At 71.4% G+C, this 26,462-nt stretch carries 21 protein-coding genes; 5 read left to right on the forward strand and 16 right to left on the reverse strand.

What is annotated here, in order from left to right:
* Positions 1-1,800: 1,800 nt before the first annotated feature.
* The gene (gene glnA, locus OHA19_RS28935; protein WP_266736872.1) at positions 1,801-3,210 is read right to left on the reverse strand and encodes a type I glutamate--ammonia ligase; all 1,410 of its coding nucleotides are present in this window, start codon (positions 3,208-3,210) and stop codon (positions 1,801-1,803) included.
* Between the two features lie 254 nt (positions 3,211-3,464).
* On the opposite strand from glnA, the gene OHA19_RS28940 reads away from it, so the two are divergent.
* Positions 3,465-3,932 carry an RDD family protein gene (locus OHA19_RS28940; protein ID WP_405711955.1) on the forward strand — a complete coding sequence of 156 codons (468 nt, stop codon included), beginning with the start codon at positions 3,465-3,467 and terminating at the stop codon, positions 3,930-3,932.
* Positions 3,933-4,059: 127 nt separating this feature from the next.
* Here the strand turns inward: OHA19_RS28940 and OHA19_RS28945 are convergent, their stop codons facing one another.
* The 4 genes from OHA19_RS28945 to lipB all read right to left on the reverse strand — a co-directional run bounded on the left by OHA19_RS28945 (position 4,060) and on the right by lipB (position 7,233).
* A complete protein-coding gene (locus OHA19_RS28945) occupies positions 4,060-4,767 on the reverse strand; it encodes a DUF4191 domain-containing protein (RefSeq protein WP_405711953.1) in 708 nt (235 codons plus the stop codon).
* Between the two features lie 19 nt (positions 4,768-4,786).
* A complete protein-coding gene (locus OHA19_RS28950) occupies positions 4,787-4,987 on the reverse strand; it encodes a hypothetical protein (RefSeq protein ID WP_124718078.1) in 201 nt (66 codons plus the stop codon).
* A 335-nt stretch (positions 4,988-5,322) separates the two neighbouring features.
* Positions 5,323-6,288, reverse strand: a complete 966-nt coding sequence (gene lipA / locus OHA19_RS28955; RefSeq protein WP_405711951.1) for a lipoyl synthase — start codon at positions 6,286-6,288, stop codon at positions 5,323-5,325.
* Between the two features lie 132 nt (positions 6,289-6,420).
* Complete coding sequence (gene lipB / locus OHA19_RS28960; RefSeq protein ID WP_405711949.1) at positions 6,421-7,233, reverse strand: lipoyl(octanoyl) transferase LipB; 813 nt, start codon at positions 7,231-7,233, stop codon at positions 6,421-6,423.
* A 265-nt stretch (positions 7,234-7,498) separates the two neighbouring features.
* Here lipB and OHA19_RS28965 point away from each other — a divergent pair, with 265 nt between their 5' ends.
* Positions 7,499-9,199: a regulator gene (locus OHA19_RS28965; protein ID WP_405711947.1), complete on the forward strand. Its 1,701-nt coding sequence runs from the start codon at positions 7,499-7,501 to the stop codon at positions 9,197-9,199.
* A gap of 77 nt (positions 9,200-9,276) precedes the next feature.
* On the opposite strand, the gene OHA19_RS28970 is transcribed toward OHA19_RS28965, so the two are convergent.
* The gene (locus OHA19_RS28970; RefSeq protein WP_405752158.1) at positions 9,277-10,578 is read right to left on the reverse strand and encodes an FAD-dependent oxidoreductase; all 1,302 of its coding nucleotides are present in this window, start codon (positions 10,576-10,578) and stop codon (positions 9,277-9,279) included.
* Positions 10,579-10,780: 202 nt separating this feature from the next.
* Positions 10,781-11,680, reverse strand: a complete 900-nt coding sequence (locus tag OHA19_RS28975) for a TIGR01777 family oxidoreductase (RefSeq protein WP_405752161.1) — start codon at positions 11,678-11,680, stop codon at positions 10,781-10,783.
* Between the two features lie 173 nt (positions 11,681-11,853).
* Between OHA19_RS28975 and OHA19_RS28980 the strand changes: the two genes are divergently transcribed.
* Complete coding sequence (locus tag OHA19_RS28980) at positions 11,854-12,378, forward strand: GNAT family N-acetyltransferase (protein WP_405752164.1); 525 nt, start codon at positions 11,854-11,856, stop codon at positions 12,376-12,378.
* A gap of 83 nt (positions 12,379-12,461) precedes the next feature.
* Here the strand turns inward: OHA19_RS28980 and OHA19_RS28985 are convergent, their stop codons facing one another.
* The gene (locus OHA19_RS28985) at positions 12,462-13,097 is read right to left on the reverse strand and encodes a TetR family transcriptional regulator (RefSeq protein WP_405752166.1); all 636 of its coding nucleotides are present in this window, start codon (positions 13,095-13,097) and stop codon (positions 12,462-12,464) included.
* 157 nt (positions 13,098-13,254) lie between these two features.
* Between OHA19_RS28985 and OHA19_RS28990 the strand changes: the two genes are divergently transcribed.
* On the forward strand, positions 13,255-14,025 hold the full coding sequence (locus tag OHA19_RS28990) for an SDR family NAD(P)-dependent oxidoreductase (protein ID WP_405752169.1): 771 nt from the start codon (positions 13,255-13,257) through the stop codon (positions 14,023-14,025).
* Between the two features lie 64 nt (positions 14,026-14,089).
* On the opposite strand, the gene OHA19_RS28995 is transcribed toward OHA19_RS28990, so the two are convergent.
* The 7 genes from OHA19_RS28995 to OHA19_RS29025 form a co-directional block, all read right to left on the reverse strand.
* On the reverse strand, positions 14,090-14,611 hold the full coding sequence (locus OHA19_RS28995) for a DUF4240 domain-containing protein (RefSeq protein ID WP_405721382.1): 522 nt from the start codon (positions 14,609-14,611) through the stop codon (positions 14,090-14,092).
* A 61-nt stretch (positions 14,612-14,672) separates the two neighbouring features.
* Entirely contained in the window at positions 14,673-15,644 is a 972-nt protein-coding gene (locus tag OHA19_RS29000; RefSeq protein WP_405752171.1) for a helix-turn-helix transcriptional regulator, read from the reverse strand.
* A gap of 114 nt (positions 15,645-15,758) precedes the next feature.
* Positions 15,759-18,428 (reverse strand): pyruvate dehydrogenase (acetyl-transferring), homodimeric type, encoded by a 2,670-nt coding sequence (gene aceE, locus OHA19_RS29005; protein WP_405752174.1) that lies wholly within the window; start codon positions 18,426-18,428, stop codon positions 15,759-15,761.
* 257 nt (positions 18,429-18,685) lie between these two features.
* Entirely contained in the window at positions 18,686-19,309 is a 624-nt protein-coding gene (locus OHA19_RS29010) for a GntR family transcriptional regulator (RefSeq protein WP_124718089.1), read from the reverse strand.
* 146 nt (positions 19,310-19,455) lie between these two features.
* On the reverse strand, positions 19,456-21,243 hold the full coding sequence (sucB, locus tag OHA19_RS29015) for a 2-oxoglutarate dehydrogenase, E2 component, dihydrolipoamide succinyltransferase (RefSeq protein ID WP_405752177.1): 1,788 nt from the start codon (positions 21,241-21,243) through the stop codon (positions 19,456-19,458).
* A gap of 60 nt (positions 21,244-21,303) precedes the next feature.
* Positions 21,304-22,692: a dihydrolipoyl dehydrogenase gene (gene lpdA, locus OHA19_RS29020; RefSeq protein WP_353788513.1), complete on the reverse strand. Its 1,389-nt coding sequence runs from the start codon at positions 22,690-22,692 to the stop codon at positions 21,304-21,306.
* A gap of 329 nt (positions 22,693-23,021) precedes the next feature.
* Positions 23,022-24,578, reverse strand: a complete 1,557-nt coding sequence (locus tag OHA19_RS29025; protein ID WP_405711929.1) for a leucyl aminopeptidase — start codon at positions 24,576-24,578, stop codon at positions 23,022-23,024.
* Positions 24,579-24,837: 259 nt separating this feature from the next.
* Here OHA19_RS29025 and OHA19_RS29030 point away from each other — a divergent pair, with 259 nt between their 5' ends.
* A complete protein-coding gene (locus OHA19_RS29030; RefSeq protein ID WP_405752179.1) occupies positions 24,838-25,677 on the forward strand; it encodes an endo alpha-1,4 polygalactosaminidase in 840 nt (279 codons plus the stop codon).
* Here OHA19_RS29030 and OHA19_RS29035 read toward each other — a convergent pair.
* Positions 25,674-26,453: an adenosylcobinamide-GDP ribazoletransferase gene (locus tag OHA19_RS29035; protein WP_405752182.1), complete on the reverse strand. Its 780-nt coding sequence runs from the start codon at positions 26,451-26,453 to the stop codon at positions 25,674-25,676. The two genes, OHA19_RS29030 and OHA19_RS29035, sit on opposite strands and share 4 nt — an antisense overlap.
* Between the last annotated feature and the right edge of the window lie 9 nt (positions 26,454-26,462).

A 26,462-nucleotide genomic window follows, 5' to 3' on the forward strand; every position in this document is an offset into this window, starting at 1 on the left:
CTCGTACAGCCAGAACTGGGCGTTGAGAACCATCGTATCGTTCGGCCCGGTCTCTTGCTGGCCCATTGCGTACGACACCGGCCTCAACTCTCCAGGTAGCACTGGTTGAATCCGGGAAATCTTTCGGTGCGACATCCTCAAGAAGAACGCGCAAGCTTGAAGGCGAGGGACTCCAGGATTCCGCTTGGAGTCGCTGCTGCCGGCCCCGTCATCGCGCCGTCATCGCGCCGGCGTCACGTCAGCGTCACGCCGGAGTCATGCCATGGCTATGGCCCGCTGCTCACGATGACACGTGACCGGACAGCAAGAATGCACAGTGCCGGAAAGGGGAAAACCGTGAGAGGAAAAGTCGTCCTGAGTTCCGCCGCGACAGTGGCGCTTGTCGGGGGGCTGGCTGTGACCACTGTCGCTCCTGCTTCCGCTGCCCCGACTCAGACGTGCCGGGTAGCCGCAGGCACCTTGACGGGAGAGAACTTCGATCCCAACGGGATGTTCGTCGTATCCCCCGGGGGGATGGTGCTGCGCCCCTCTACCGACGGTCGTATAGGACCGACCGCCGTAACGGGCACGGGCAGCTTCTCCATAGGCCCTGTGGCCTGCACCGGCGGGGAATCAGCGGCATCGGCCGGAGCGGGTGCAGCCGCTGCTACGGCTGCCGGAGCGAATGCGGCACAGGCGGCGAGAAGCAGGGGCGCCTCCCCACAAGAGGCGGCGGCACAGGGTGTGGCGGCGGCGCAGGCCACCGGGAGAAGTCTTGGTTTGTCGCAGACGGTGATAAACCAGGTCACCAATCAGACAATCAACAACCTGAACCAGATCATTGGTTCCACCATCGGTGGCTCCGTCATCGCGGGCAGCGGTAACACGGTCGGCGGCGGCAACACGGTCGGTGGTGGGACGACTACCCCGGGTACGGGTGGTGGGACGACCACGCCGGGTACGGGTGGTGGGACGACCACGCCGGGTACGGGTGGTGGGACGACCACGCCGGGTACGGGTGGTGGGACGACCACGCCGGGTACGGGTGGTGGGACGACCACGCCGGGTACGGGTGGTGGGACGACTACCCCGGGTACGGGTGGTGGGACGACCACGCCGGGTACGGGTGGTGGGACGACTACCCCGGGTACGGGTGGTGGGACGACCACGCCGGGTACGGGTGGTGGGACGACCACGCCGGGTACGGGTGGTGGGACGACCACGCCGGGTACGGGTGGTGGGACGACCACGCCGGGTACGGGTGGTGGGACGACCACGCCGGGTACCGGTGGCGGCACGACCACTCCGGGCACTGGTGGCGGCACGACCACTCCGGGCACTACCACGGGGACCATGCAACCCGGCACCACCAGCACTGCAACCGGCGAGCAACCAGTGGCGCCTCTGTGATTCCTCGACCCCGAACGTCATGAGCCCTCATCGGTTTCCCGATGAGGGCTCATGAACGTATGTGGTGCGTCCGGTCCGGAGCGGGCCGGGCCGGCACCCCTGCTGTCGTGCCGGGGCACCGCTCCTCCGGTGCCAGCACCGGCACCGGACCACCAGACCCCGCTCTTCAGAGGTCGAAGTACAGCGTAAGGAGCGCTTTGAACTGCGTGGATTTCGAACTAGCGATTATCGAGGGCCGCTACCACGCAGCGTGGTAGCGGCCCTCGATGGTCCTGGCAGTCAATCAGTGAATTGGCCGGGTGGTGCACACTCGGTGCACAGGGACGGAAAGGCAACAGCGACTGCGAGAACTGCTTTCCCAGGTCACAGCCTGCGTCCGAGACTCCGGTCCCGCTCGCCCGGCCTCGCCCCTCAGAGGTCGAAGTACAGCTCGAACTCGTGCGGGTGCGGGCGCAGCTGGATCGGGGCGATCTCGTTGGTGCGCTTGTAGTCGATCCAGGTCTCGATCAGGTCGGACGTGAAGACGCCACCGGCCTGGAGGTACTCGTTGTCCGCCTCCAGCGCGTCCAGGACGGCCGGGAGGGAGGTCGGGACCTGCTGGACGTTCGCGTGCTCCTCGGGAGCCAGCTCGTAGAGGTCCTTGTCGATCGGCTCGGCAGGCTCGATCTTGTTCTTGATGCCGTCGAGGCCCGCCATGAGCAGCGCGGAGAAGGCCAGGTACGGGTTGGACGACGGGTCCGGGGCGCGGAACTCGACGCGCTTGGCCTTCGGGTTGGAGCCCGTGATCGGGATGCGCATCGCGGCCGAGCGGTTGCGCTGCGAGTACACCATGTTGACCGGGGCCTCGAAGCCGGGGACAAGGCGGTGGTAGGAGTTCACCGTCGGGTTGGTGAACGCCAGCAGCGACGGGGCGTGCTTGAGGATGCCGCCGATGTAGTAGCGGGCCATGTCCGAGAGGCCCGCGTAGCCCTGCTCGTCGTAGAACAGCGGGTCGCCGCCGGCCCACAGGGACTGGTGGACGTGCATGCCCGAGCCGTTGTCGCCGAAGATCGGCTTCGGCATGAAGGTCGCGGTCTTGCCGTTGCGCCAGGCGACGTTCTTCACGATGTACTTGAAGAGCATCAGGTCGTCGGCCGCGGCGAGCAGCGTGTTGAACTTGTAGTTGATCTCGGCCTGGCCGGCGGTGCCGACCTCGTGGTGCTGGCGCTCGATCTGGAGGCCGCTGTTCTCCAGCTCCAGGGACATCTCGGCACGCAGGTCGGCGAAGTGGTCGACCGGCGGGACCGGGAAGTAACCGCCCTTGTAGCGGACCTTGTAGCCACGGTTGTTCTCGACCGCACCGGTGTTCCAGGCGCCGGCCTCGGAGTCGATGTGGTAGAAGCTCTCGTTCGCCGACGTCTGGAAGCGGACGTTGTCGAAGACGTAGAACTCGGCCTCGGGGCCGAAGTACGCGGTGTCGGCGATACCGGTGGAGGCGAGGTACGCCTCGGCCTTCTTCGCCACGTTGCGCGGGTCACGGCTGTACTGCTCGCCGGTGATCGGGTCGTGGATGAAGAAGTTGATGTTGACGGTCTTGTCGCGGCGGAACGGGTCGAGACGGGCGGTCGACAGGTCCGCGCGCAGCGCCATGTCGGACTCGTGGATGGCCTGGAAGCCGCGGATCGACGAGCCGTCGAAGGCAAGCTCGTCGGCCGGGTCGAAGGTCGCCGCCGGGACGGTGACGTGCTGCATCACACCGGGCAGGTCACAGAACCGGACATCGATGAACTTGACGTCATTGTCGGCGATGTACTTCTTCGCGTCGTCGGCGTTCTGGAACATCCAACTCCTCCTACTCCCGGCCCGGGAGGGACGGGGTTGTAGCTCGTGGTGCGGCCAGTGCGGTGGCACACGCTGGACCCGACCATAGGCAGACCGGATTTCTCAAGCATGACCCATTTGTTTCGCAGAAGTTAACCGAGCCGGGTGTGACCGGCACCTCGTGGCCGGTCACCGCCCCCTCTTCCGGCCGCTCCGGGGGCCTGTAGCGGGCCCCGCCCGGCATCCCGCCCGGGCCGGCGCAGTACCGTGTTCGGGTGGACAACAGGCAAGCAATCGGATCGTGGCTCTCCGGGCCGCGCGCGGCCGCCGAGGAGATGGGGGCCGACTTCGGCCACCGGGGCAAGCGACTCGGCCTGCCCGAACACGGGCCGGGTTCCGTGGCGCCGCTCGGCCGGCGGTTCGGCGCGGTCTTCATCGACTGGGCCCTGTGCCTGCTGATCGCATACGGGCTGTTCGCCCGCGGTGACCAGCAGGCGGCCGGAAACTGGGCTCTGGGCATCTTCCTGGTGATGAGCGTGCTCACCGTCGGGACGATCGGCTGCACGCCCGGCAAGCGCCTCCTGGGCATCAGGGTCGTCGCCGAGAGCGGTGGCCGGCTGACCTTCGGGCGGGTCATCGTCCGCAGCGTGCTGCTGTGCCTGGTGATCCCGGCCCTGGTCTGGGACCGTGACGGCCGCGGCCTGCACGACCGGCTGGCCCGCGCCGTCCAGGTCCGTATCTAGGACCGGGCCCGCACCCGAGGCGAAGAGGCGGAGAAGCAGACAAGCAAAGAGGCGGGGCGCGAACCGATCCGGTTCGCGCCCCGCCTCTTCGTCTGCCGTCCGGCGCCTCTTCGCCTCGCGTGCGGTGTCAGCGCATCTTTCCGCCGCGCGGCATCCGCATGCCCTTCGGCATGGGGCCCTTGGGCAGCGGCATGTTGCTCATCAGGTCACCCATCGCGCGCAGCCGGTCGTTCGCGGCCGTCACCTGCGGGCCGGTGAGCACGCGCGGCATCTTCAGCATCTTGGTGCGCACCTTCTTCAGGGGCACCTGGCCCTCGTCGTTGCCGACGATGATGTCGTGCACCGGTACGTCGACCAGGATGCGCGCCATCTTCTTCTTCTCGGCCGCGAGCAGCAGCTTCACCCGGCTGGCGTTGCCCTCGCCGACCAGCACGATGCCCGCCTTGCCCACGGCACGGTGCACGACGTCCTGGCTGCGGTTCATCGCGACCGCGGGCGTCGTCGTCCAGCCGCGGCCCACGCGGTCCAGCACCGCCGCCGCGGCGCCCGGCTGCCCCTCCATCTGCCCGAAGGCGGCACGCTCGGCACGCCGTCCGAAGACGATCGCCATCGCGAGGAGGGCCAGCACGAAGCCCAGGATGCCCAGATAGACCGGGTGGCCGATCAGGAAGCCGACCCCGAGGAGGACACCGAAGGTGACAATTCCCACGCCCGCGACGACAAGACCGACCTTCGGGTCGGACCGCCTGGCCATCTTGTAGGTCAGGGCGATCTGCTTGAGCCGCCCCGCGTTCTCGGCGCTGTCCGCGCCTTCAGTGTTTGCCTTCCTCGCCATGTACAGAAGTTTACGTGGCCTAGGAACGGTGGTCGGCCGCGGCCTCCAGTACGTACTCGGCCTCGACCCGGTCCTTGGCCCGGCGCCGGTCCTCCAGTACGGCGTTCCAGGCGTTGCGGCGGGCTGTGCGCTGGCCGCTGCCCAGGAACAGCGACTCGACGGCGCGGAGGGCATCGGTGACGGAAGGAATGGCGGTGGCGCGTACCGGCACGGCCTGCATCGTGGAAATCTCCTCGGAGCGGATGTGCGGACTGAGTTGCGTGGACTCAGCTGCCCGGGCCGAACTGCCCGGGACTGCGTTGCGCGAAATGGATGGCATGCGCTGGGGCGCGGGGGCAGGCAGCGGCCCGGACGGCTGCTGCCGGCCACCACGCCGTGTGCACCCAGCGTCACTGCTCGGTGTTACCAGCGCATGACCGGTCGGTCAAACACCAATGAAACCTTGATATGGGCGGCGCGCACGCCGACGCGGCCCATACGCGTCCCCGACCTGCGGGGAGCGTAGGGGCCGCGTCGAAACAGCGATTACCGCTCAGTAGCTTCTTGTGCTCGGATTCACACGGTGGGCGCCGCGGCGACCGCGCCGCGACGCTCGATCGCCTGCTGGAAGAGACGGCCCGCGCGGTACGAGGAACGGACCAGCGGCCCGGACATCACGCCGGAGTAGCCGATCTCGTCGGCCTCCTCCTTCAGCTCCACGAACTCCTGCGGCTTCACCCAGCGCTCGACCGGGTGGTGGCGCACGGACGGCCGCAGGTACTGCGTGATCGTGATGAGCTCGCAACCCGCGTCGTGCAGGTCCTGGAGCGCCTCGCTGACCTCCTCGCGGGTCTCGCCCATGCCGAGGATCAGATTGGACTTGGTCACCAGGCCGGCCTCACGGGCCCGCGTGATGACCTCCAGGGAGCGCTCGTAACGGAAACCGGGGCGGATCCGCTTGAAGATCCGCGGCACCGTCTCCACGTTGTGCGCGAGCACCTCGGGGCGCGAGGAGAAGACCTCGGCGAGCTGCTCGGGCTCCGCGTTGAAGTCGGGGATAAGCAGCTCGACCTTGGTACGGCCGGCCTCCCGCTCCGCGGTCAGCGCGTGGATCTGGCGCACGGTCTCCGCGTACAGCCAGGCACCGCCGTCCTCCAGGTCGTCGCGGGCGACGCCGGTGATGGTGGCGTAGTTCAGGTCCATCGTGACGACGGACTCGCCGACGCGGCGGGGCTCGTCCCGGTCCAGCGCCTGCGGCTTGCCCGTGTCGATCTGGCAGAAGTCACAGCGCCGGGTGCATTGGTCACCCCCGATGAGGAAGGTGGCCTCGCGGTCCTCCCAGCACTCGAAGATGTTGGGGCAGCCGGCTTCCTGGCACACCGTGTGCAGACCCTCGCTCTTCACGAGTTTCTGCAGCTGGTTGTACTCGGGGCCCATCTTCGCCCGGGTCTTGATCCACTCGGGCTTGCGCTCGATGGGGGTCTGGCTGTTCCGGACCTCGAGGCGCAGCATCTTGCGCCCGTCGGGTGCGACAGCGGACACTCCGGCACTCCCCTTTGCTTTCACTGCATTGGATTCTTCGGCGAACACCAGGGTACGCCCGTGGTTCAAACGGCTTTACGTGTGGCCAACCTGTGGCCGGCAGGGCCTATTCCCTCAGGGGTGCTCCGAGCGTCATGCCGTGGCCACGACATCGTCCGGGCGCTCAACGGTGCGCGGGGCGAGTTCGGCGTTCTCCAGGACGGCCCTGAGGTGCTTCTCGACGACCGGGAGCACGTCCGCGATGGTGATGTCGCGGCCCAGTTCGTACGCCAGTGAGGTGACGCCCGCGTCCCGGATGCCGCACGGCACGATCCGGTCGAACCAGGTGTTGTCCGGGTTCACGTTGAAGGAGAAGCCGTGCATCGTCACGCCCTTGGCCACCCGGATGCCGATCGCCGCCAGCTTGCGGTCCTCGCGGCGCTGGCCGGCGTTGGACGGGGCGTACTCGGGGCCGTTCAGCCGGGCGTCGAACTCCTCGTCGTGCAGCCGCGGGTCGAAGTCGAGGGAGAGCCCGCCGATCGCCGGGCGGTCCTCGACCGGGTCGCCGAGCACCCAGACGCCGCTGCGGCCCTCGACCCGGGTGGTCTCCACGCCGAACTCGGCGGCGGTACGGATCAGCGCGTCCTCCAGCCGCCGGACGTGCGCGACGACGTCCACCGGGCGGGGCAGCTTCTGGATCGGGTAGCCGACCAGCTGACCGGGGCCGTGCCAGGTGATCTTGCCGCCGCGGTCCACGTCGACGACGGGGGTGCCGTCCAGCGGGCGTTCGCTGTCGGTCGTGCGCCGTCCGGCCGTGTAGACGGGCGGGTGCTCCAGCAGCAGACAGGTGTCGGGGACGGTGTCCTCGAATCTGGCCGCGTGCACCTCGCGCTGCTTCTGCCAGGCCTCCTGGTAGTCGACGGCTTCCTCGCCGAATCCCAGCCGGACGAACCGAAGCTCAGCCACGACAGATGCCTTCCTACTCGCGGTGCCGTGTGCCGGGGGGTGCCCGGAGCCGCGTCACCATGCACTGAAATCACGCCCCCGGCCACTGTACGACCGGCCCTCGGGCGGCGGTCCGGCAGGTCTTCCCGTCAGCGCCGCCCTCAATCCTCACACGATCGGATGAAAGTGAAGTGAAGGTGGCTGTGACTGCTGCGGAGGCCGCTAAATTCGCGCCGTTCCATAAGGGCTGCCCGCCCGGCCCCGAAGGCAGGAGACCGTACAGCTGATGTCGGATCGACCTCCGCAGCGCACCCCCAACCGCCGACTCGCCTCGCTCATCACGGAGGCAGGTTTCTCCAACGCCGGTCTCGCCCGCAGGGTGGACCAGCTCGGCCTGGAGCACGGCCTCGACCTGCGGTACGACAAGACCTCCGTGACCCGCTGGCTGCGAGGTCAGCAGCCCCGCGGAACCACCCCCGCGCTGATCGCCGAGGTCTTCACCCGGCGGCTCGGGCGCCGTCTGTCCGCACAGGACCTGGGCCTCGACGCATGCGCCCCGGTCTACGCGGGCCTGGAGTTCGCGGCCACGCCCGCGGAGGCGGTCGACATCGTCAGCGGGCTGTGGCGGAAGGACTCGGGCAGCCATGCGGAGCTGCGCAAGATCGCCTTCACCCCGGCCGGGCTCGTCGTCCCCAGCAGGGACTGGCTGATCGGACGGGCCGACGAATGGGTGGGGCGGGGGAGCGAGCCATCGCCCCGGACGCACGACGGGGCCGGCGGGGACCACGGGGCCGGCGGGATCACGAGGTCCGCCGGGGCAGGCGGGGCGGCGGGGGCCGTCGAGGCCGGTGGTCCCCCGCGGCCCGGTGGCCCCGGCGGAGCGCGCGGCGGCCCGTACGGGGCGCACGGCAGGTCCATGGCGTACGGCGCCGGCGGCCGGGGCGGTGCCCGCGGACCCGAGCACTCCCGGCCCGGCGCACCACCGGGATCGCCCGCCGCTCCGACGGGTCCGGTCCCCCTGGGAACGGGGCTGCCGGGCGCCCCCGGCGTCCCGCGGCAGCGGCAGTCCGAGCGCGCCCCCGGCCAGCGGGTAAGCGGTGGCGATGTTGCCGCCCTGCGCTCGGTCGGCGAGCTCTTCCGCGCCCTCGACAACACCTACGGCGGCGGCCACGCCCGCCAGGCCCTCGTCCGGTACCTGGAACACGAGACCGAGCCCATGCTCCGCGGCACGTACGGGGAGGCCACCGGGCGCCGCCTCTTCTCCGCTGCGGCCGACCTGACCCGGCTGGCGGGCTGGACCTCGTACGACATCGCGGCCCACGGCCTGGCCCAGCGGTACTTCGTCCAGGCGCTGCGACTGGCCCAGGCCGCCGGGGACCGCGCGTACGGCAGCTACGTCCTGATCACCATGAGCCGGCAGGCGGTCTACCTCGGCCACGGCAGGGAAGCCGTGCAGCTGGCCCGGGTGGCCCAGCAAGGCATCGGCTCCTCGGCGCCACCCGTCGTCCAGGCCCTGCTGCACGCCGTCGAGGCGCGCGGCCACGGGGTGCTCGGCGAGGCCAGGGCGTGCACCGCCTCGCTGGCGCGGGCGGAACACGCGCTGGAGATCGCCCGGCCGGGTGACGAGGTGCCGCACTGGGCGCGGTACTTCGACGAGGCCCAGCTCGCCGACGAGTTCGGGCACTGCTACCGGGACCTCCAGCAGTACCGGGCCGCGGCGCAGCACGCGGAGCGCTCCCTCCAGCTGCGCTCCCCGGCGTACGCCCGCAGCCGGCTGTTCTGCCGGGTGGTGCTGGCCTCCGCCCGGCTCGGGCTCGGCGAGCTCGACCAGGCGTGCGCGCTCGGCGCCGAGGCCGCCCAGCAGGCCGCGGAGATGCGGTCGGTGCGGGCGACCGAGTACGTGCGGGACTTCGAACGGCGCCTGGAGCCGTACCGGGACGCCGCCGCGGTACGCGGCTACCGCGAACGGGTCGCCGCGCTCGGCTGAGCCCGGGGCGGACACCGGCGCACCACTGCGTGCTCCGCCCCGGATGCCGCGGACGGGCCCCGGGGGTCGGCCGGGGCCTACGCGGCCTCGGGCAGCGCCGTCCCGCTCCCCGGCCGTACACCCAGGTCGGTGAGGATCGACTCGGCGGCGCGACGGCCCGAGGACAGGGCCCCCTGGACCGTGCTCGTGTCGCGGTGGTCGCCGCACACGTACAGGCCGGCCAGCAGCCGCACCGGGCGGCGCGGATCGTGCGGGGCCGGCATCGCGGGGACCGCCTCCGGGTCGTGGTGGGTGGCCAGCAGTTCCCAGTCGTCGGTGGGAGTGCCGTACAGCGCGGCGAGATGGGCGCGGACCGTGCGGTCCAGATCGGGCGGCGGGGTGCCGAGCACCGTCGAGCTGATCAGCGCACGGCCCCGCGGGGCGCGCGAGGGATCGACCGCGCTCATCACCGCGGTGTGCGCGACCGGGCCCGAGCGGTCGGCGTCCAGCAGCAGCGCGGTGCCGGTCGGCGGGGGAGCGGGGGCGGTGTGGTGAAGGACCGTCACGGCATGGAAGGGCGGCACCCGCAGACCCGGCAGCAGCTCTGCGGCGGCGCCCGCACCGGTCGCCAGCAGCAGGGAACGGCAGCCCAGTTCGCCGTGTTCCTTGGTGCGGACCGAGGTGATGTCGGCGGCCGTCACATGCACGCCGGTGCGTACGGTGCCGGGCGGCAGCGCCGCCGCGAGGAGTGCGGGCAGCGCCGCCGCGCCGCCCGCGGGCACGCACAGCCTGCCGCGGGCGTAGCCGCTCAGGGCCAGATCGGCGAATCGGCTGGACGTGCTGAGCCCGGGGTCGCTGAGCAGCGCGGAGAGCAGCGGGCGGAGGAAGCCGTTGACCGTGCGGGAGGGCAGGCCGCGGTGGGACAGGGCGGCGAGCGCGGTCTGTTCGGGCCGCGCCAGGATGCGGGCGGACGGGGTGGCGGCGAGCCGGGACAGGGCGGCACCCAGCCGGGCCTGGTCGATCGGCCCACCCATCGGTGGCCGGGGGGCGCTTGCCAGGGCGCGCGCCGCCTTGAATGCGCCCCGCGCGCCCCGTACATCGCCGGTCCGGTACTGGCGGCCCTCGCTGTGGACGAGGACCCCCGGGGCGAAGTTGCGCAGCACCAGTCCTTCGAGGCCCGGTGTCGTGCGCAGGGCCGGATAGGAGGTGCTGAGCAGCGGGCCGAGGTGGTCGAGCCGGAAGCCGTCCAGGTCGGCGGTGGTCATCCGGCCGCCGACCCGGGGGCCGGCCTCCAGGACGCTGACACTTACCCCTGCACTGGTCAGTCGATGGGCTGCTGACAGGCCGGCGATTCCGGCCCCGATGATGACGACGTCCGCGTGGTGTGCCGTGCTGAGCACGTGCCCCTCCCCGAGTCGGCGCAACTGCTGGGAGGCTCTTGCCCCCAACAGGCCCCCGGAATGCCCGAGTTCGCAAGGAGGGTAGGAAGGCGGCCGGTAAAGACGAAGTCGCGCGCGACCGGGGCACCGTTGCACGGGGTCGCACATCCGTCCGATTGAACGGGGGTGTCATCTCCGTGGGGTGCGCCGGCCGGTGCGGGGCTCAGCGCAGTGCCGCGCGGATCGCCGAGTCGATCCCCGGGAAGGCGAACACGAAGCCCGAGTCCAGCAGCTGACCCGGCAGCACCCGCTGGCTGGCCAGCACGTCCTGCGCGAAGTCCCCCAGAGCGATCCGCAACGCCGGTGCCGGTGCCGTGAGGAGCGTGGGGCGGTGCAGCACCCGCCCCATCGCGGCCGTCACCTCGCGGTTGGTGACGGGGTCGGGGCCGGTCAGATTCACCGGACCCGAGAGCGACTCGGTGTCCAGGATGTGGCGCACCGCCGCGACCTCGTCGTGCAGTGCGATGAAGCTCCAGTACTGGCGTCCGTTGCCCAGCCGGCCGCCGAGCCCCGCCCGGAACAGCGGGAAGAGCCGGCCCCAGGCGCCGCCCTCGCGGCCCACGACCAGACCGGTGCGCGCGTGCACCGTCCGGACTCCCGCCTCCTGGGCGGCGGCCGTGGCAGCCTCCCACTCCACGCAGACGGACGGCAGGAAACCCTCACCGGCCGGGGCGCTCTCGTCGACGGCGCGGTCCCCGGTGTCGCCGTAGTAGCCGATCGCGGACCCGGACAGCAGCACCTTCGGCGGCACGTCCAGCGAGGCGACCGCCCCCGCGATCGCCGTCGTCCCGAGTACCCGGCTGTCCCGGATCTCCCGCTTGTACGCGGCGGTCCAGCGGTGGTCGCCGACCCCGGCTCCGGCGAGATGGACGACGGCGTCGCAGCCGACCAGGCCCGCCACGTCGACGTATCCCCGCTTCGGATCCCACTCCACCTCGTCGCCGGCCCGCGCGGGGTGCCGCACGAGGCGCACCACCTCGTGCCCGTCGGCCCGCAGCGAGCGCACCAGCGCCGCTCCGATGAGTCCGGATGCTCCGGTGACAGCGATACGGGAGTGCAGCATGGGGCCCATCCTGCCCCAGCGGCCCCGCCGGGCCCATCAGCCGGGGCCCCCGGTCCCTCGTGTCACCGGGGCGTACCGGACAGTGAAACCGGGTGCACCGGACGGCGAAACCGGCTGACCAGGCGGCGAAACCGGGCTGACCGGGCACGGGACGCCATGGCACAGTGGCGCGCATGCCCGAGACCCACACCCATCCGGTCCTCGTCCGCCCCGCCGTCCTCTCCGACGAGGCCGCACTCGGTGAACTCGACCGCGCCACCTGGTCGACGCTGCACGCCGTGACGTCCAGGCCGCAGCCGCCGTACGAGCCGTTCTTCGACGACCGTCACCGGCCCGAGGGCTTCCTGGTGGCCGAGACCGAGGACGCCGACGGCGAGCCGCGCCTGGCCGGATACATCAGGCTGGTCCCGCCGACCCCGCTGGCCTGCAACACACATGTCCGGCAGATACAGGGCCTCGCGGTGGCCGACCGCGCGCGCGGCCGCGGTGTCGCCAGGACCCTGCTGCGGGCCGCCTTCGCGGCGGCGCGCCGCGACGGGGCGAACCGGATGACGCTGCGGGTGCTCGGGCACAACACGCCCGCGCGCGCCCTGTACGAGTCGGAGGGATTCGTCGTCGAGGGAGTGCTGCCCGGGGAGTTCTTCCTGGACGGGCGTTACGTCGACGACGTGATGATGGGCCGCTCGCTCGCCCCGTGACCCCTCGTTCCTGACCAGATCCTGTCGGGTGACCTCCGGCCGGACAGCCGCGCCCTCCGGCCCGCAGGTCCCCCGACAGGCTCTCAGCCCTTGAACAGCCGCATGCCGCCCATGAGTTCGTGCAGGCAGCGCACCGCCAGCTCGGCGGGTGAGCCGGGCCCGGTCGTCGGCGCGTCCGTCTGGGCCCAGGACTCCAGCGCGACCCGGATGGCGTCCGTGGCGGCGGCCGCGGCGAGCCGGACCTCCAGCGGGTCCGCCCCGTCGCCGGCCAGTCGGGCCAGCACCGGCAGCAGCCGCTCCTCCGAATCCTGATTGACCCGGTACCAGACGGCGCGCAGCGCCGGGTCCTGCGACGCGGCCCGCAGTAGCCCGCGGGTCCAGCCGAGCTGCTCGGCGCCGTCCGCGTCCGGCAGCCGGAGCGCCTCGGTGACCGCCCGTTCCAGGACCCCGGCGAGCGGGTCCCCGGGGTCGGCCGCCTCCAGCAGGGCCCGCCAGCGATCGCCGCCGCCGGAGAGCAGCGGGCCCACCGCGTCCTGCTTGGAACGGAAGTAGCGGTAGAAGGTGCGCAGCGCCACGCCCGCCCGGCCGGCGATGTCCTCCGCCGTGGTGCCGTCGGGCCCGCGCTCGGCGAAGAGCGCGGCCGCGGCGCGCGCGATGTCCAGCTGGGTCGCGGCCTTCCGGCGCTCGGTGAGGGACGGCTGACTCGGCTCGGTGCTCATTCCCAGGAGATTACCCGGGCGAGGCGGCGGTGTGCGTGAAATGCCATTATGGCAAAATGTGCCACCCAGGCGTACGGTGGACATGGATCGGGACGTCATCGGGGCGCCGCCGAGACGCTGCGTGACAACGGTCACCGGGATCGGAAGAGAGACAGACATGAACCGCTACGAAGGCCGCCGCGTACTCATCACCGGAGGCGGCTCCGGCATCGGACAGGCCACCGTCCACCGCGTCCTCGCCGAGGGCGGCCGAGTCGTCGCGGCCGACGTCAACGAGGCCGGGCTGAAGGACACGTACGAGACGGCCGTGGCGAACGGCGTCGCCGAGCGCCTCACCACCCTCGCCCTGGACATCTCGGACGAGGCCGCGGTCCGAGCCGGCGTCGCCTCCGCCGTGGAGACCCTCGGCGGGCTCGACGTGCTGGTCAACGCGGCCGGGATCCTGCGCTCCGAGCACACCCACAAGACGACGCTGGAGTTCTTCAACAAGATCCTCGCGGTCAACCTCACGGGCACGTTCCTGATGATCCGCGAGGCGATCCCGGCCCTGCTGGCGGGTGACGAGCCGGCCGTCGTGAACTTCTCCTCCACCTCGGCGAGCTTCGCGCACCCCTACATGTCGGCGTACGCGGCGAGCAAGGGCGGCATCCAGTCGATGACGCACGCGCTGGCGAGCGAGTACAGCAAGCAGGGGCTGCGGTTCGTCGCCGTCGCGCCCGGCTCGATCTCCTCCGACATGACCAGCGGCAACGGCCCGGGGCTGCCCGCCGACGCCGACATGTCGCTCTTCATGAAGCTGGCCCCGGCGCTCGGCGCGGGCTTCGCCAGCCCGGACACCGTCGCCGGCGTCGTCGCGATGCTCGGCTCCCGGGACGGGGCGTTCATCACCGGTACGGAGATCCGGATCGACGGCGGCACCCACTTCTGACCCGACTCGGGGCCCCGCTTCCGGCACGGACGCTTCCGGCGTGGAGGCGGGGCCCCGGCAGGGGTCAGCCGGGCCCGAACCGCTCCCAGAGCGAGGGGAAGCGCTCCGCCAGGACCGCGTCGTCCTCGAAGCTCACGGGGGTCCCCTCCGGCTCGGCGGCCTGGGGCGGCAGGCCGAGGTCCGGGGCGACCACGCCGGTGAGCTGTTCGTACGCCTCGTCGGCGGCGTAGCCGAGATCCTCGGCGTCCCCGTCGACCTCCTCGTCGAAGTCGTCGAGCAGATCGGCCAGGCCGTCCGGGTCGTGCAGCGCGCCCTCGAAGACCTCCCGGCCCTGGCCGATCAGCCAGCAGCGGAAGAAGTCGAAGGCGTCGTCGCTCGCGCCGCCGAGCAGCACGGCGGCGGCGCCCCACAGGTCCCAGCGGTAGGCGCGGTTGAAACGGGCCTCGAAGTGCCGGGCGAAGTCCAGCACCGCATCGGGATCGAGCCGCACCAGCCGTTCGACCAGCAGGTCGGCCTGGTCCTCGGGGTCGCCCTCGGCGGCCACGCGGGTGCTGTCGATGATCTCCCAGAACTCCGTCTCGTCCATCACGGGTCAAGCATCCGCCCCGGCGGCGGGCCACGCACGCGGACGCGGCGAGAACCGCCCCTCAGCGATAGAGCTCGCGCAGGCGCTCGGCGGCCGCGGCGAAACGCCCCCGCAGGGCGGCCGGCTCCAGCGCCTCCGACTCCGGCCCCAGGGACAGCAGTTGGCTGTAGGCGATCTCCACCGACTCGACCCGCAGGGTGAGGGTGAGCCACCCCTCGGCATCGGGCGGGCCGGCCGTGTCCAGAGCGTCCTGGACCGCCGAACGGTCCATGGTGTACGGCAGTCGGCGTACGCCCTCGGGCGACACCCGTACCGTCACCTCGGCCTGCAGGAGCGACCGGGCGAACTGCGCGGCCCGCTCGTCCCAGAAGCCCGCCAGATCGAACCGCCCGTCGCGCTCGAAGCGCTCGTCCGACACCGTCACGTCCGAGAACCGGTCGATCCGGTAGACCCGGAAATCGTCCCCCACCCGGGCACAGACGTACCAGACGCCGGCCTTCAGGACGAGCCCGTACGGCGCCAGCTCCCGCTCCACCTCGCCGCCCGCACGGCCGCGGAGATAGCGGGCACGGACCATCCGGTCGCCCCAGACGGCCTCGGCGACGGCCGGCAGCAGTTCGGGGGTGACCGGCTCCTGGTACCAGCCGGGAGCATCCAGGTGGAAGCGCCGGGCGGCGCTGTCCGAGGCGTCCCGCAGCGAGGGCAGCAGGGCCGCCGACACCTTGAGCCGGGCGGCGGACGCGGCGTCCTGAAGGCCCATCTCGCGCAGCGCGGAGGGCAGTCCGGAGAGGAAGAGCGCCTCGGCCTCGCTCCGGGCCAGGCCGGTGAGGTGGGTGCGGTAGCCGCCGACCAGCCGGTAGCCCCCGGCCCGGCCCCGGTCCGCGTACACCGGGACACCCGCTTCCGAGAGCGCCTGCGCGTCCCGGGTCACGGTCCGCTCGGACACCTCCAGCTCACGGGCGAGCTCGGCGGCGGTCATGGCCGGGCGGGACTGCAGGAGCAGCACCATTCTGATCAGACGGGCAGCACGCATCCGCCCATTGTGACCGCAGAACGCGTGCGCCCCGGTCACCGGACGGCCCCGTTCTCGGGACCGCCCGGCGACCGGGGGCGAAGCGGCGGCCGGGCGCACCCGGCCGCCCCGGCATCACAGCCCGTACCGCTCCCGGGCCTCCTTGACCGAGGACGCGGACACCTCGCCGCGGCGGGCCAGCTGGGCCAGTGCCGCGACCACGATCGACTGCGCGTCGACACCGAAGTGGCGGCGGGCCGCGTCGCGGGTGTCGGAGAGGCCGAAGCCGTCCGTGCCGAGCGAGGACCAGTCCTGTTCCACCCACTGGCTGATCTGGTCCGGGACCTGACGCATCCAGTCGCTGACCGCGACGACCGGCCCCGGTGCGCCCTCCAGCGCCCGGGTCACGTACGGCACCCGCTGCTCGCCGCGGAGCATCGCCTCGTCGCACTCCAGCGCCTCGCGGCGCAGCTCGCCCCAGGAGGTGGCGGACCAGACGTCGGCCGTGACACCCCAGTCCGAGGCCAGCAGCTCCTGCGCCTGGAGCGCCCAGTGGATCGCCGTACCGGAGGCCAGCAGCTGGGCCCGCGGGGCGTCCGCCGAGGCAGGCGTGCCTTCCTTGAAGCGGTACAGGCCCTTGACGATGCCCTCCTCGACGCCTTCCGGCATCGCGGGCTGCGGCTTCGGCTCGTTGTAGACCGTCAGGTAGTAGAAGACGTTCTCGGCCTCGGGGCCGTACATCCGCCGCAGACCGTCCTTGACGATCACCGCGATCTCGTACGCGAACGCCGGGTCGTAGTTGAGCGACGCGGGGTTCGTGGCGGCGATCAGCTGCGAGTGGCCGTCCGCGTGCTGGAGGCCCTCACCGGTCAGCGTCGTACGGCCCGCCGTGGCGCCGACGATGAAGCCCTTGCCGAGCTGGTCGGCGAGCTGCCACATCTGGTCGCCGGTCCGCTGCCAGCCGAACATCGAGTAGAAGATGTAGAAGGGGATCATCGTCTCGCCGTGCGTCGCGTACGACGTCGACGCGGCGATGAAGTCCGCCATGGCCCCGGCCTCGGTGATCCCCTCGTTGAGGATCTGGCCGTCCTTGGCCTCCTTGTAGTACATCAGCTGGTCGCGGTCGACCGGCTCGTACGTCTGGCCCAGCGGGGAGTAGATCCCGGCCGACGGGAACAGCGACTCCATGCCGAAGGTACGGGCCTCGTCCGGGACGATCGGAACCCAGCGCCTGCCGGTCTCCTTGTCCCGCATCAGGTCCTTGACCAGGCGGACGAAGGCCATGGTGGTGGCCATCTCCTGCTTGCCGGAGCCCTTCTTGAGCGCGGCGAACGCCCGCTCCTCGGGCTGCGGCAGCGCCACGGCGTGGACCCGGCGGGCCGGGGCGGGACCGCCGAGGGCGGCGCGGCGCTCCTGGAGGTAACGGACCTCGGGGGAGTCGGCGCCCGGGTGGCCGTAGGGCACCAGGCCGTCGGCGAAGGCGCTGTCCGGGATCGGGAGTCCGAGCAGCTCGCGCATGTCCTTGAACTCGTCCACCGAGAGCTTCTTCATCTGGTGGTTGGCGTTCTTGGACTCGAAGCCCTTGCCGAGCGTGAAGCCCTTCACCGTCTGGGCGAGGATCACGGTCGGCGCGCCCTTGTGCTCGACGGCGGCCCGGTACGCCGCGTACACCTTGCGGGCCTCGTGGCCGCCGCGCGAGGTGTAGAAGCACTCGGCGATCTTCGCGTCGGTGAGCAGCTTCGCCAGCTCGGCGAGGGCAGGCTCGGCACCGAAGAAGTGCTGGCGGATGTAGGCGACGTCGCGGGTGGCGTACGTCTGGAACTGCGCGTCCGGGACCTCGCGGAGCCGGCGGACCAGCGCACCCGTGGTGTCCAGCCGGAACAGCTCGTCCCAGGCATTGCCCCAGAGCGTCTTGACGACGTTCCAGCCGGCGCCGCGGAACGCGCCCTCCAGCTCCTGGACCACCCGGAAGTTGGCGCGGACCGGGCCGTCGAGGCGCTGCAGGTTGCAGTTGATGACGAAGGTCAGGTTGTCGAGACCCTCACGGGCCGCCAGCGCGAGGGCGGCGGTCGACTCGGGCTCGTCCATCTCGCCGTCGCCGAGGAAGGCCCAGACGTGCGAGTTCGACGTGTCCTTGATGTTGCGGTTGGCGAGGTAGCGGTTGAAGCGCGCCTGGTAGATCGCCGAGAGCGGGCCGAGGCCCATCGACACGGTGGGGAACTCCCACAGCCAGGGCAGCCGCCGCGGGTGCGGGTAGGACGGCAGACCGTCGCCGCCCGCCTCCTGGCGGAAGTTGTCGAGCTGCTGCTCGCTGAGGCGTCCGTCGAGGAAGGCGCGGGCGTAGATGCCGGGGGAGGCGTGGCCCTGGATGTAGAGCTGGTCGCCGGAGCCGTCCCCCTCCTTGCCGCGGAAGAAGTGGTTGAAGCCGGTCTCGTACAGCCAGGCCGCCGAGGCGAAGGTGGCGATGTGGCCGCCGACACCGAAGCGGGAGCCGCGGGTGACCATCGCGGCGGCGTTCCAGCGGTTCCAGGCGGTGATCCTGGACTCCATCTCCAGATCACCGTCGAACGCGGGCTCGGCGGCGGTCGGGATGGAGTTGACGTAGTCGGTCTCCAGCAGCTTGGGCAGCGCGAGACCGGCGCCCTCGGCGTGTTCGAGCGAGCGACGCATCAGGTACGCGGCCCGGTGCGGGCCCGCGGCCTTGGTGACGGCATCCAGGGAGGCCGCCCATTCGGCGGTCTCCTCGGGGTCACGGTCCGGGAGCTGGTCGAGCTCGCTCGGAAGCTTTCCTACGGGGTCGGTCATGATCGCCGCCTTCCGGAGAGGAGGGGGGTGGAGAAGGCCCTGACTGGCAGGACAGGGCGATGGGGCCGGTGGGCCCGCGGAGTGAACTGTAAGTCGCCGATCGATGATCGATCAAAGGGTGAAGGGCAAAACTTCTCGATATGAAGAAAAGTGGCATGCGGTGCCGCGAAAGGGGGCACGGAGTGACGGGACTTTATGCGTAAAAAGGGCGCCCACCTGCACAGGCGAGCACCCCCTACGACAGATGCGTACGGCCCTCAGGCGCGCGGCGCGCAGCCGAGGACGTGGGCCTTGGCCAGCACCCCGATGTCCGGGTCCTTGCGCAGGAACGCCTCGATGAGCGCCTCGTGCTCCTCCGCGTACGACTTCTGCACCGTGCCCAGCCACCGGATCGACAGGGCGGTGAACACCTCGATGCCCAGCCCCTCCCAGGTGTGCAGCAGCACCGCGTTCCCGGCGGCCCGCACCATCTCGCGGTGGAAGCCAACGGTGTGCCGTACCTGCGCCTCGCCGTCGGCCAGCCGGTCCGCCTCGTAGAGCGCGGTCACGTACGGCGTGAGGCGCGAGCAGTCCTCGCCGAGGGCCGGCGCCGCCAGCTCCGCCGCGATCTGCTCCAGACCGGCCCGTACCGGATAGCTCTCCTCCAGGTCGGCGGCCGTCAGATTGCGGACCCGTACGCCCTTGTTGGGCGCCGACTCGATCAGCCGGAGCGTCTCCAGCTCCCGCAGCGCCTCGCGCACGGGCGTCTGGCTGACCTCCAGCTCGGTGGCGATCCGGCGCTCCACGATCCGCTCACCGGGCTTCCAGCGCCCGCTGACGATCCCGTCCACGATGTGCTCGCGGATCTGTTCGCGCAGCGAGTGGACGACGGGCGGGGTCATGAGGGGCTCCTTCGGGGCAAACCGGTGCTTGTCCGCACCATCGATTGCCGGGGCGACCGGTGGTGTCTAGACAATACGGCGGCGCCCCCGTCCGGAAGTGTTCCGGACGGGGGCGCCGCTGGTGAGGCTGGTTACAGCCGCGGTGTTCAGAGGCCGAGCTCGACCTCGAACTCACCGGCCTCCAGGATCGCCTTGACCGAGGTCAGGTAGCGGGCGGCGTCCGCGCCGTCCACCAGACGGTGGTCGTAGGAGAGCGAGAGGTACGTCATGTCGCGGACACCGATGACGGTGCCCTCCTCGGTCTCGATGACCGCCGGACGCTTGACCGTGGCACCGATGCCCAGGATGGCTGCCTGGTTCGGGGGCACGATGACGGTGTCGAACAGCGCACCGCGCGAGCCGGTGTTGCTGATGGTGAAGGTGGCACCGGACATGTCGTCCGGCGTCAGGCCGCCACCGCGGGCCTTGCCGGCCAGCTCGGCGGTCTTCTTCGAGATACCGGCGATGTTCAGGTCGCCCGCACCCTTGATGACCGGGGTCATCAGACCCTTCTCGGCGTCCACGGCGATGCCGATGTTCTCCGAGTCGAAGTACGTGATGGTGCCCTCGTCCTCGTTGATCCGGGCGTTGATGACCGGGTGGGCCTTCAGCGCCTGGGCCGCCGCCTTGACGTAGAACGGCATCGGGGACAGCTTGACGCCCTCGCGGGCGGCGAACGCGTCCTTCGCCCGGTTGCGCAGCTTCATCAGCTTGGTGACGTCGACCTCGACGACCGAGGTCAGCTGGGCCTGCGAGTGCAGGGCCTTCATCATGTTGTCGCCGATGACCTTGCGCATGCGGGTCATCTTGACCGTCTGACCACGCAGCGGGGACGCCTCCAGCTTCGGCGCCTTCGACGCGGCGGCATGGCCTCCGGCAGGCACAGCGGCGACGGGGGCCGGAGCGGCTGCGGCGGCCCGGGCGGCCTCCGCGGCGGCGACGACGTCCTGCTTGCGGATGCGGCCACCGACGCCGGTGCCCTTGACCGCGCCCAGGTCGACGCCGTTCTCGGCGGCGAGCTTGCGGACCAGCGGCGTGACGTACGCGCCGTCGTCACCGGGGGTCGCGGCCGGGGCGGCCGGGGTGACCGGAGCCGGAGCGGCGACCGGAGCAGCGGCCACGGGCGCCGGAGCGGCGACCGGGGCGGCGGGCGCCACCGGGGCCGGAGCCGGCGCGGGGGCGGCCGGAGCGGGGGCAGCGGCGGCCGGAGCCGGAGCCGGAGCCGGAGCCGGAGCGGCCACGGGGGCAGGGGCGGCCGGAGCCGGAGCGGCGGCCGGGGCAGCACCCGCGGCACCGATGACGGCGAGCTTGGCGCCGACCTCGGCGGTCTCGTCCTCGGCGACGACGATCTCCAGAAGCACACCGGAAACCGGGGCCGGGATCTCGGTGTCGACCTTGTCCGTGGAGACCTCCAGGAGGGGCTCGTCCTCCGTGACCTCCTCGCCGACCTCCTTCAGCCAGCGGGTGACGGTGCCCTCGGTGACGCTCTCGCCGAGCGCCGGGAGCGTGACGTCGGTACCGGCGCCGCCGGCCGGAGCCGGAGCGGTGGCCGGGGCCTCGGCCACGGGGGCCGGAGCCGCGGCGGGGGCCTCGGCGACCGGGGCCGGGGCGGCCGCGGGCTCGGCGGCCGGAGCCGCGGCGGCCACGGGCGCGCCGGTGCCGTCGTCGATGATGGCCAGCTCGGCGCCGACCTCGACGGTCTCGTCCTCGGCGACCTTGATGGCCGCCAGGATGCCGGCCGCGGGGGCCGGGATCTCGGTGTCGACCTTGTCGGTCGAAACCTCGAGCAACGGCTCGTCGGCCTCGACGCGCTCGCCCTCGGCCTTCAGCCAGCGGGTGACAGTGCCCTCGGTGACGCTCTCGCCGAGCGCCGGAAGGGTTACGGAAACCGACATGGTTTCAGTTGCTCCTTACGAAAGTGCGGAAGTGGTCGGTCGTCGCGCCCGGTCGACAGATCAGTCGTGGGAGTGCAGAGGCTTGCCGGCCAGTGCCAGGTGGGCTTCGCCCATCGCCTCGTTCTGGGTCGGGTGGGCGTGGATGAGCTGCGCGACCTCGGCGGGCAGCGCCTCCCAGTTGTAGATCAGCTGGGCTTCGCCGACCTGCTCGCCCATACGGTCACCGACCATGTGGACGCCGACCACGGCACCGTCCTTGACCTGGACGAGCTTGATCTCGCCCGCGGTCTTGAGGATCTTGCTCTTGCCGTTGCCCGCGAGGTTGTACTTCAGAGCGACGACCTTGTCCGCGCCGTAGAGCTCCTTGGCCTTGGCCTCGGTGATGCCCACGGAGGCGACCTCGGGGTGGCAGTACGTCACCCGCGGAACACCGTCGTAGTCGATCGGAACGGTCTTCAGACCGGCCAGCCGCTCCGCCACCAGGATGCCCTCGGCGAAGCCGACGTGCGCGAGCTGGAGCGTCGGGGCCAGGTCACCCACGGCCGAGATGGTGGGCACGTTGGTCTGCATGTACTCGTCGACGAGGACGTAGCCGCGGTCCATCGCGACGCCGGCCTCCTCGTAACCCAGGCCCTGCGAGACCGGGCCGCGGCCGATGGCGACCAGCAGCACCTCGGCCTCGAAGGTCTTGCCGTCGGCAAGGGTCACACGGACGCCGTCCTGCGTGTACTCGGCGCCCTGGAAGAACGTACCGAGGTTGAACTTGATGCCGCGCTTGCGGAAGGCGCGCTCAAGAAGCTTCGAGCTGTTCTCGTCCTCGACCGGGACGAGGTGCTTCAGGCCCTCGATGATCGTCACGTCGGTGCCGAAGGACGTCCACGCCGAGGCGAACTCGACGCCGATGACGCCGCCGCCCAGCACGATCGCGGACTTCGGGACGCGGTCCAGCTTGAGCGCGTGGTCCGACGAGATGATGCGGTTGCCGTCGATCTCCAGGCCCGGCAGCGACTTCGGCACGGAGCCGGTCGCGAGCAGCACGTGGCGGCCCTGGACGCGCTGGCCGTTCACATCCACCGAGGTGGGGGAGGAGAGCCGTCCCTCACCCTCGATGTAGGTGACCTTGCGCGAGGCGATGAGACCCTGCAGACCCTTGTACAGGCCCGAGATCACGTCGTCCTTGTACTTGTGGACGGCGTCGATGTCGATGCCCTCGAAGGTGGCCTTGACACCGAACTGCTCGGACTCGCGCGCCTGGTCGGCGATCTCACCGGCGTGCAGCAGGGCCTTCGTGGGGATACAGCCGTTGTGCAGGCAGGTGCCGCCGACCTTGCCCTTCTCGATCAGAGCGACGTCCAGGCCCAGCTGCGCTCCGCGCAGGGCCGCGGCGTAACCGCCGCTACCACCGCCGAGGATCACTAGGTCGAAAACGGTGCTGGCGTCGTTCGCCACGTCACGTCCTCCATGCATGTGCGCCGTACGCCGGGCCCCGTCGCTGGGGGATGACCGGCCGGTCGGCTGGTGTTCGGCCGCTGTTGTTATTCGGCCCTGTGGTGGGGGCCCTGTCCTGCCGAGAACCCATCTTCGCACTTGTCGACGGTGAGCGGGACGCGGGGCCCGGGTCTGAGACGGATGATCATCCGTCTCAGGGGGTTACCGCTGCGTAGACCCCTACTGATTTCGTCGAGAGCGAAACCGGCCGGATCCATGCGGCGATGCCATGGGCGTAACACGTACGGCCCCGGGCCTATGCCCGGGGCCGTACCGTCACGGTCGAAGCCTCAGCCGAGGTCTCCGGCGGCGGTGCGCTCGGCCAGCCTGACCAGCGTGCGGACCGAGGAGCCGGTGCCGCCCTTCGGCGTGTAGCCGTGCGGCGCGCCCTCGTGGAAGGCCGGACCGGCGATGTCCAGGTGCGCCCAGGCGATGCCCTCGCCCACGAACTCCTGCAGGAACAGACCGGCCACCAGGCCGCCGCCCATCCGCTCGCCCATGTTGGCGATGTCGGCGGTCGGGGAGTCCATGCCCTTGCGCAGGTCGGCGGGGAGCGGCATCGGCCAGGAGGCCTCGCCGACCTCCTCGGCGATCTCGTGGATGGAGGTACGGAAGGCGTCGTCGTTCGCCATGATGCCGAAGGTGCGGTTGCCCAGCGCCAGCACCATCGCGCCGGTCAGGGTCGCCACGTCGACGATCGCGTCCGGGTTCTCCTCGGAGGCGCGGGTCAGCGCGTCGGCGAGGACGAGCCGGCCCTCGGCGTCCGTGTTGAGGACCTCGACGGTCTTGCCGCTGTACATGCGCAGCACGTCACCGGGGCGGGTGGCGTTGCCCGACGGCATGTTCTCGGCGAGCGCCAGCCAGCCGGTCACGTTGACCTGGAGGCCGAGGCGGGAGGCCGCGACGACGGCGGCGAACACGGCGGCGGCGCCGCTCATGTCGCACTTCATCGTCTCGTTGTGGCCGGCCGGCTTCAGCGAGATGCCGCCCGAGTCGTAGGTGATGCCCTTGCCGACCAGGGCCAGGGTCTTCTCCGCCTTCGGGTGCGTGTAGGCGAGCTTGACCAGACGCGGGCCGTGGGTCGAGCCCTGGCCGACGCCCAGCAGGCCGCCGAAGCCGCCCTTGACGAGCGCCTTCTCGTCCAGGACCTGCACCTTGACGCCGTGCTCCTTGCCCGCGGCGGTGGCCACGGCGGCGAAGGACTCGGGGTACAGGTCGTTCGGCGGGGTGTTGATCAGGTCGCGGGCGCGGTTGATCTCCTCGGCCAGCGCGACGGCGCGCTCGGCGGCCGCCTTGAACGCCTTGTCGCGGGGCTTGGTGCCGAGCAGGGCGACCTCGCCGAGCGGCAGCTTCGAGCCGTTGCCGTTCTTCTTGCCCTTGGGGGCGAGCTTGTTCTCGCCGCCCTGGTACGCGGTGAAGGCGTACGCGCCCAGGAGCGCGCCTTCCGCGATCGCCCCGGCGTCCTCGGCGGACTCGAGGGGCAGCGCGAAGCCGGCCTTCTTCGAGCCGGTCAGGGCGCGGGCGGCCGAGCCGGCGGCGCGGCGCAGCGCCTCGGCGTCGTACGCCTCGTCCTTCTTCGGGACGGAGCCGAGCCCGACCGCGATGACGACCGGGACCTTGAGGCCGTCGGGCGCGGGGAGCTTGGTCACCTCGCCCTCGGCACCCGCGGCGCCCAGGGCCTCCAGGACGGTGGCGAGCTTTCCGTCGAACGCCTTGTCCACGGCCTCGGCGCCCGGTGCGAGGACCAGGTTCCCGGACTTGGAGCCAGAGCCCTTGGCGACGCCGACGACGAGTGCGTCGGCGCGCAGCGTCGTCGCACCGGCAGTGCTGAGAGTGAGAGCAGTCACGGTGGTGAAATCTCGCTTCCGTTGAGTTCGTTGTCGGTCGAGGGGTGGGCCGACCGTGCCCGGCGCATCGTAGACGCCGCCGCAATGTGCCGGGAATGAGCCTACGCGCGCCCTTGGTGCCGGAACACGGCGGCGGGCCGTGGATGGCTCGTTGTGGAGCCACGGCTCCGGTCCCGGGCGTCAGGGCCGGGGTCCGTGCGGCCGGAAACGGCGGTGGACATAGGGTCGTTGGAGGTGCCGGACCCGCGGGAGGAGAACCATGCGCGCCCGTGGGTTCGCACGCGTGACGGGAGGGCGATGGGCGCTGCCCGTCGCCGTACTGATTCTGCTGGCCCTGCTGGCCGGCTGCACTTCGGCGCCCGGACCCGCCGGGAAGGACCGCTGGCGCCCGGAGCCCGGCACCGGCTGGCAGTGGCAGCTCTCCGGACGGCTGGATCCGACGGTGGACGTCCCGGTGTACGACATCGACGGCTTCGACCACAAGGCCGCGGCGGTCGCTGATCTGCACCGCCGGGGCCGCAAGGTGATCTGCTACCTCTCCACCGGCGCCTGGGAGGACTTCCGTCCGGACGCCGGGAAGTTCCCCGCCTCGGTACGCGGCAGGAGCAACGGCTGGGAGGGGGAGTACTGGCTCGACATCCGCCGCACGGACATCCTGGAGCCGTTGATGGAGCGGCGGATCGAGATGTGCGCCGAGAAGGGGTTCGACGCGGTGGAGCCCGACAACATGGACGGCTACCGCAACCGGACCGGCTTCCCGCTGACAGCGGCCGACCAGTTGCGCTACAACCGGCTGATCGCCCGGATCGCCCACCGCCACGGGCTCGCGGTCGGCCTGAAGAACGACCTCGGGCAGATCCCGGAGCTGGAGCCGGACTTCGACTTCGCGGTCAACGAGCAGTGCGCGCAGTACGAGGAGTGCGAGAAGCTCACCCCGTTCGTGAAGGCGGGCAAGGCCGTGTTCCACGTCGAGTACGAGCTGCCCGTCGCCCGGTTCTGCGCCGGGTCGCGGCGGCTGGGGCTCAGCTCGCTGCTGAAGAAGTACGAACTCGGCGTGTGGCGCCAGGAGTGCCCGAAGGGTCGCGCGCAGAACGGCTAACCGAACGTCAGGACCACCAGGGCCGCCGTCGCCGCCGTCTCCGCCAGCGCGCCGAACACATCGCCGGTCACCCCGCCGAAGCGCCGCACGCAGTGTCGCAGCAGGAGCTGGGCGACCCCGAGCGCGGCCACCGCGGCCAGCGCGTGATGGATCGCCCCGTACCCGCCGAGCAGCGCGCCGGCACCCGCGCAGCCCGCGACCACCACGGCCCCGACCGCCACCGCGCCCCGCCCCGTCACCGTGCCCGCCACCGCCGCACCCAGCCCCTCCGGGCGGGCCGACGGCACGCCCCGGCGGGAGGCCAGGGTGAGCGCGAGCCGGGCGGTGACCGCGGCGACGGCCGCCGCCACCGCGCCGTACGCCCAGCTCCGCCCGTACAGCTCGTACAGCGCCGCGACCTGGGCCAGCAGCACCAGCAGCAGGGTGATCACACCGAACGGCCCAATGTCCGACTGCTTCATGATCCGCAGCGCGTCGTCGGCGGGCTTGCCGCTGCCCAGGCCGTCAGCGGTGTCCGCGAGACCGTCCAGATGCAGACCCCGGGTCAGCACGGCGGGAACGGCCGCCGAGGCGACCGCGGCGAGCATCGGCCCCGCTCCGAGCAGCAGCGACAGGCCGCCGGCCGCCGCCGCGAGCAGCCCCACGACGAGGCCGGCCAGTGGCGCGCACAGCATCCCGGCGCGGGCTGCCTCCCGGTCCCAGCGGGTGACGCGGACGGGGAGCACGGTCAGGGTGCCGAAGGCGAAACGGATGCCGTGGCTGTTCAGGGAGGTCACGGCGCGCAG

The organism is Streptomyces sp. NBC_00012 (assembly GCF_045040875.1).
Lineage (GTDB): Bacteria > Actinomycetota > Actinomycetes > Streptomycetales > Streptomycetaceae > Streptomyces.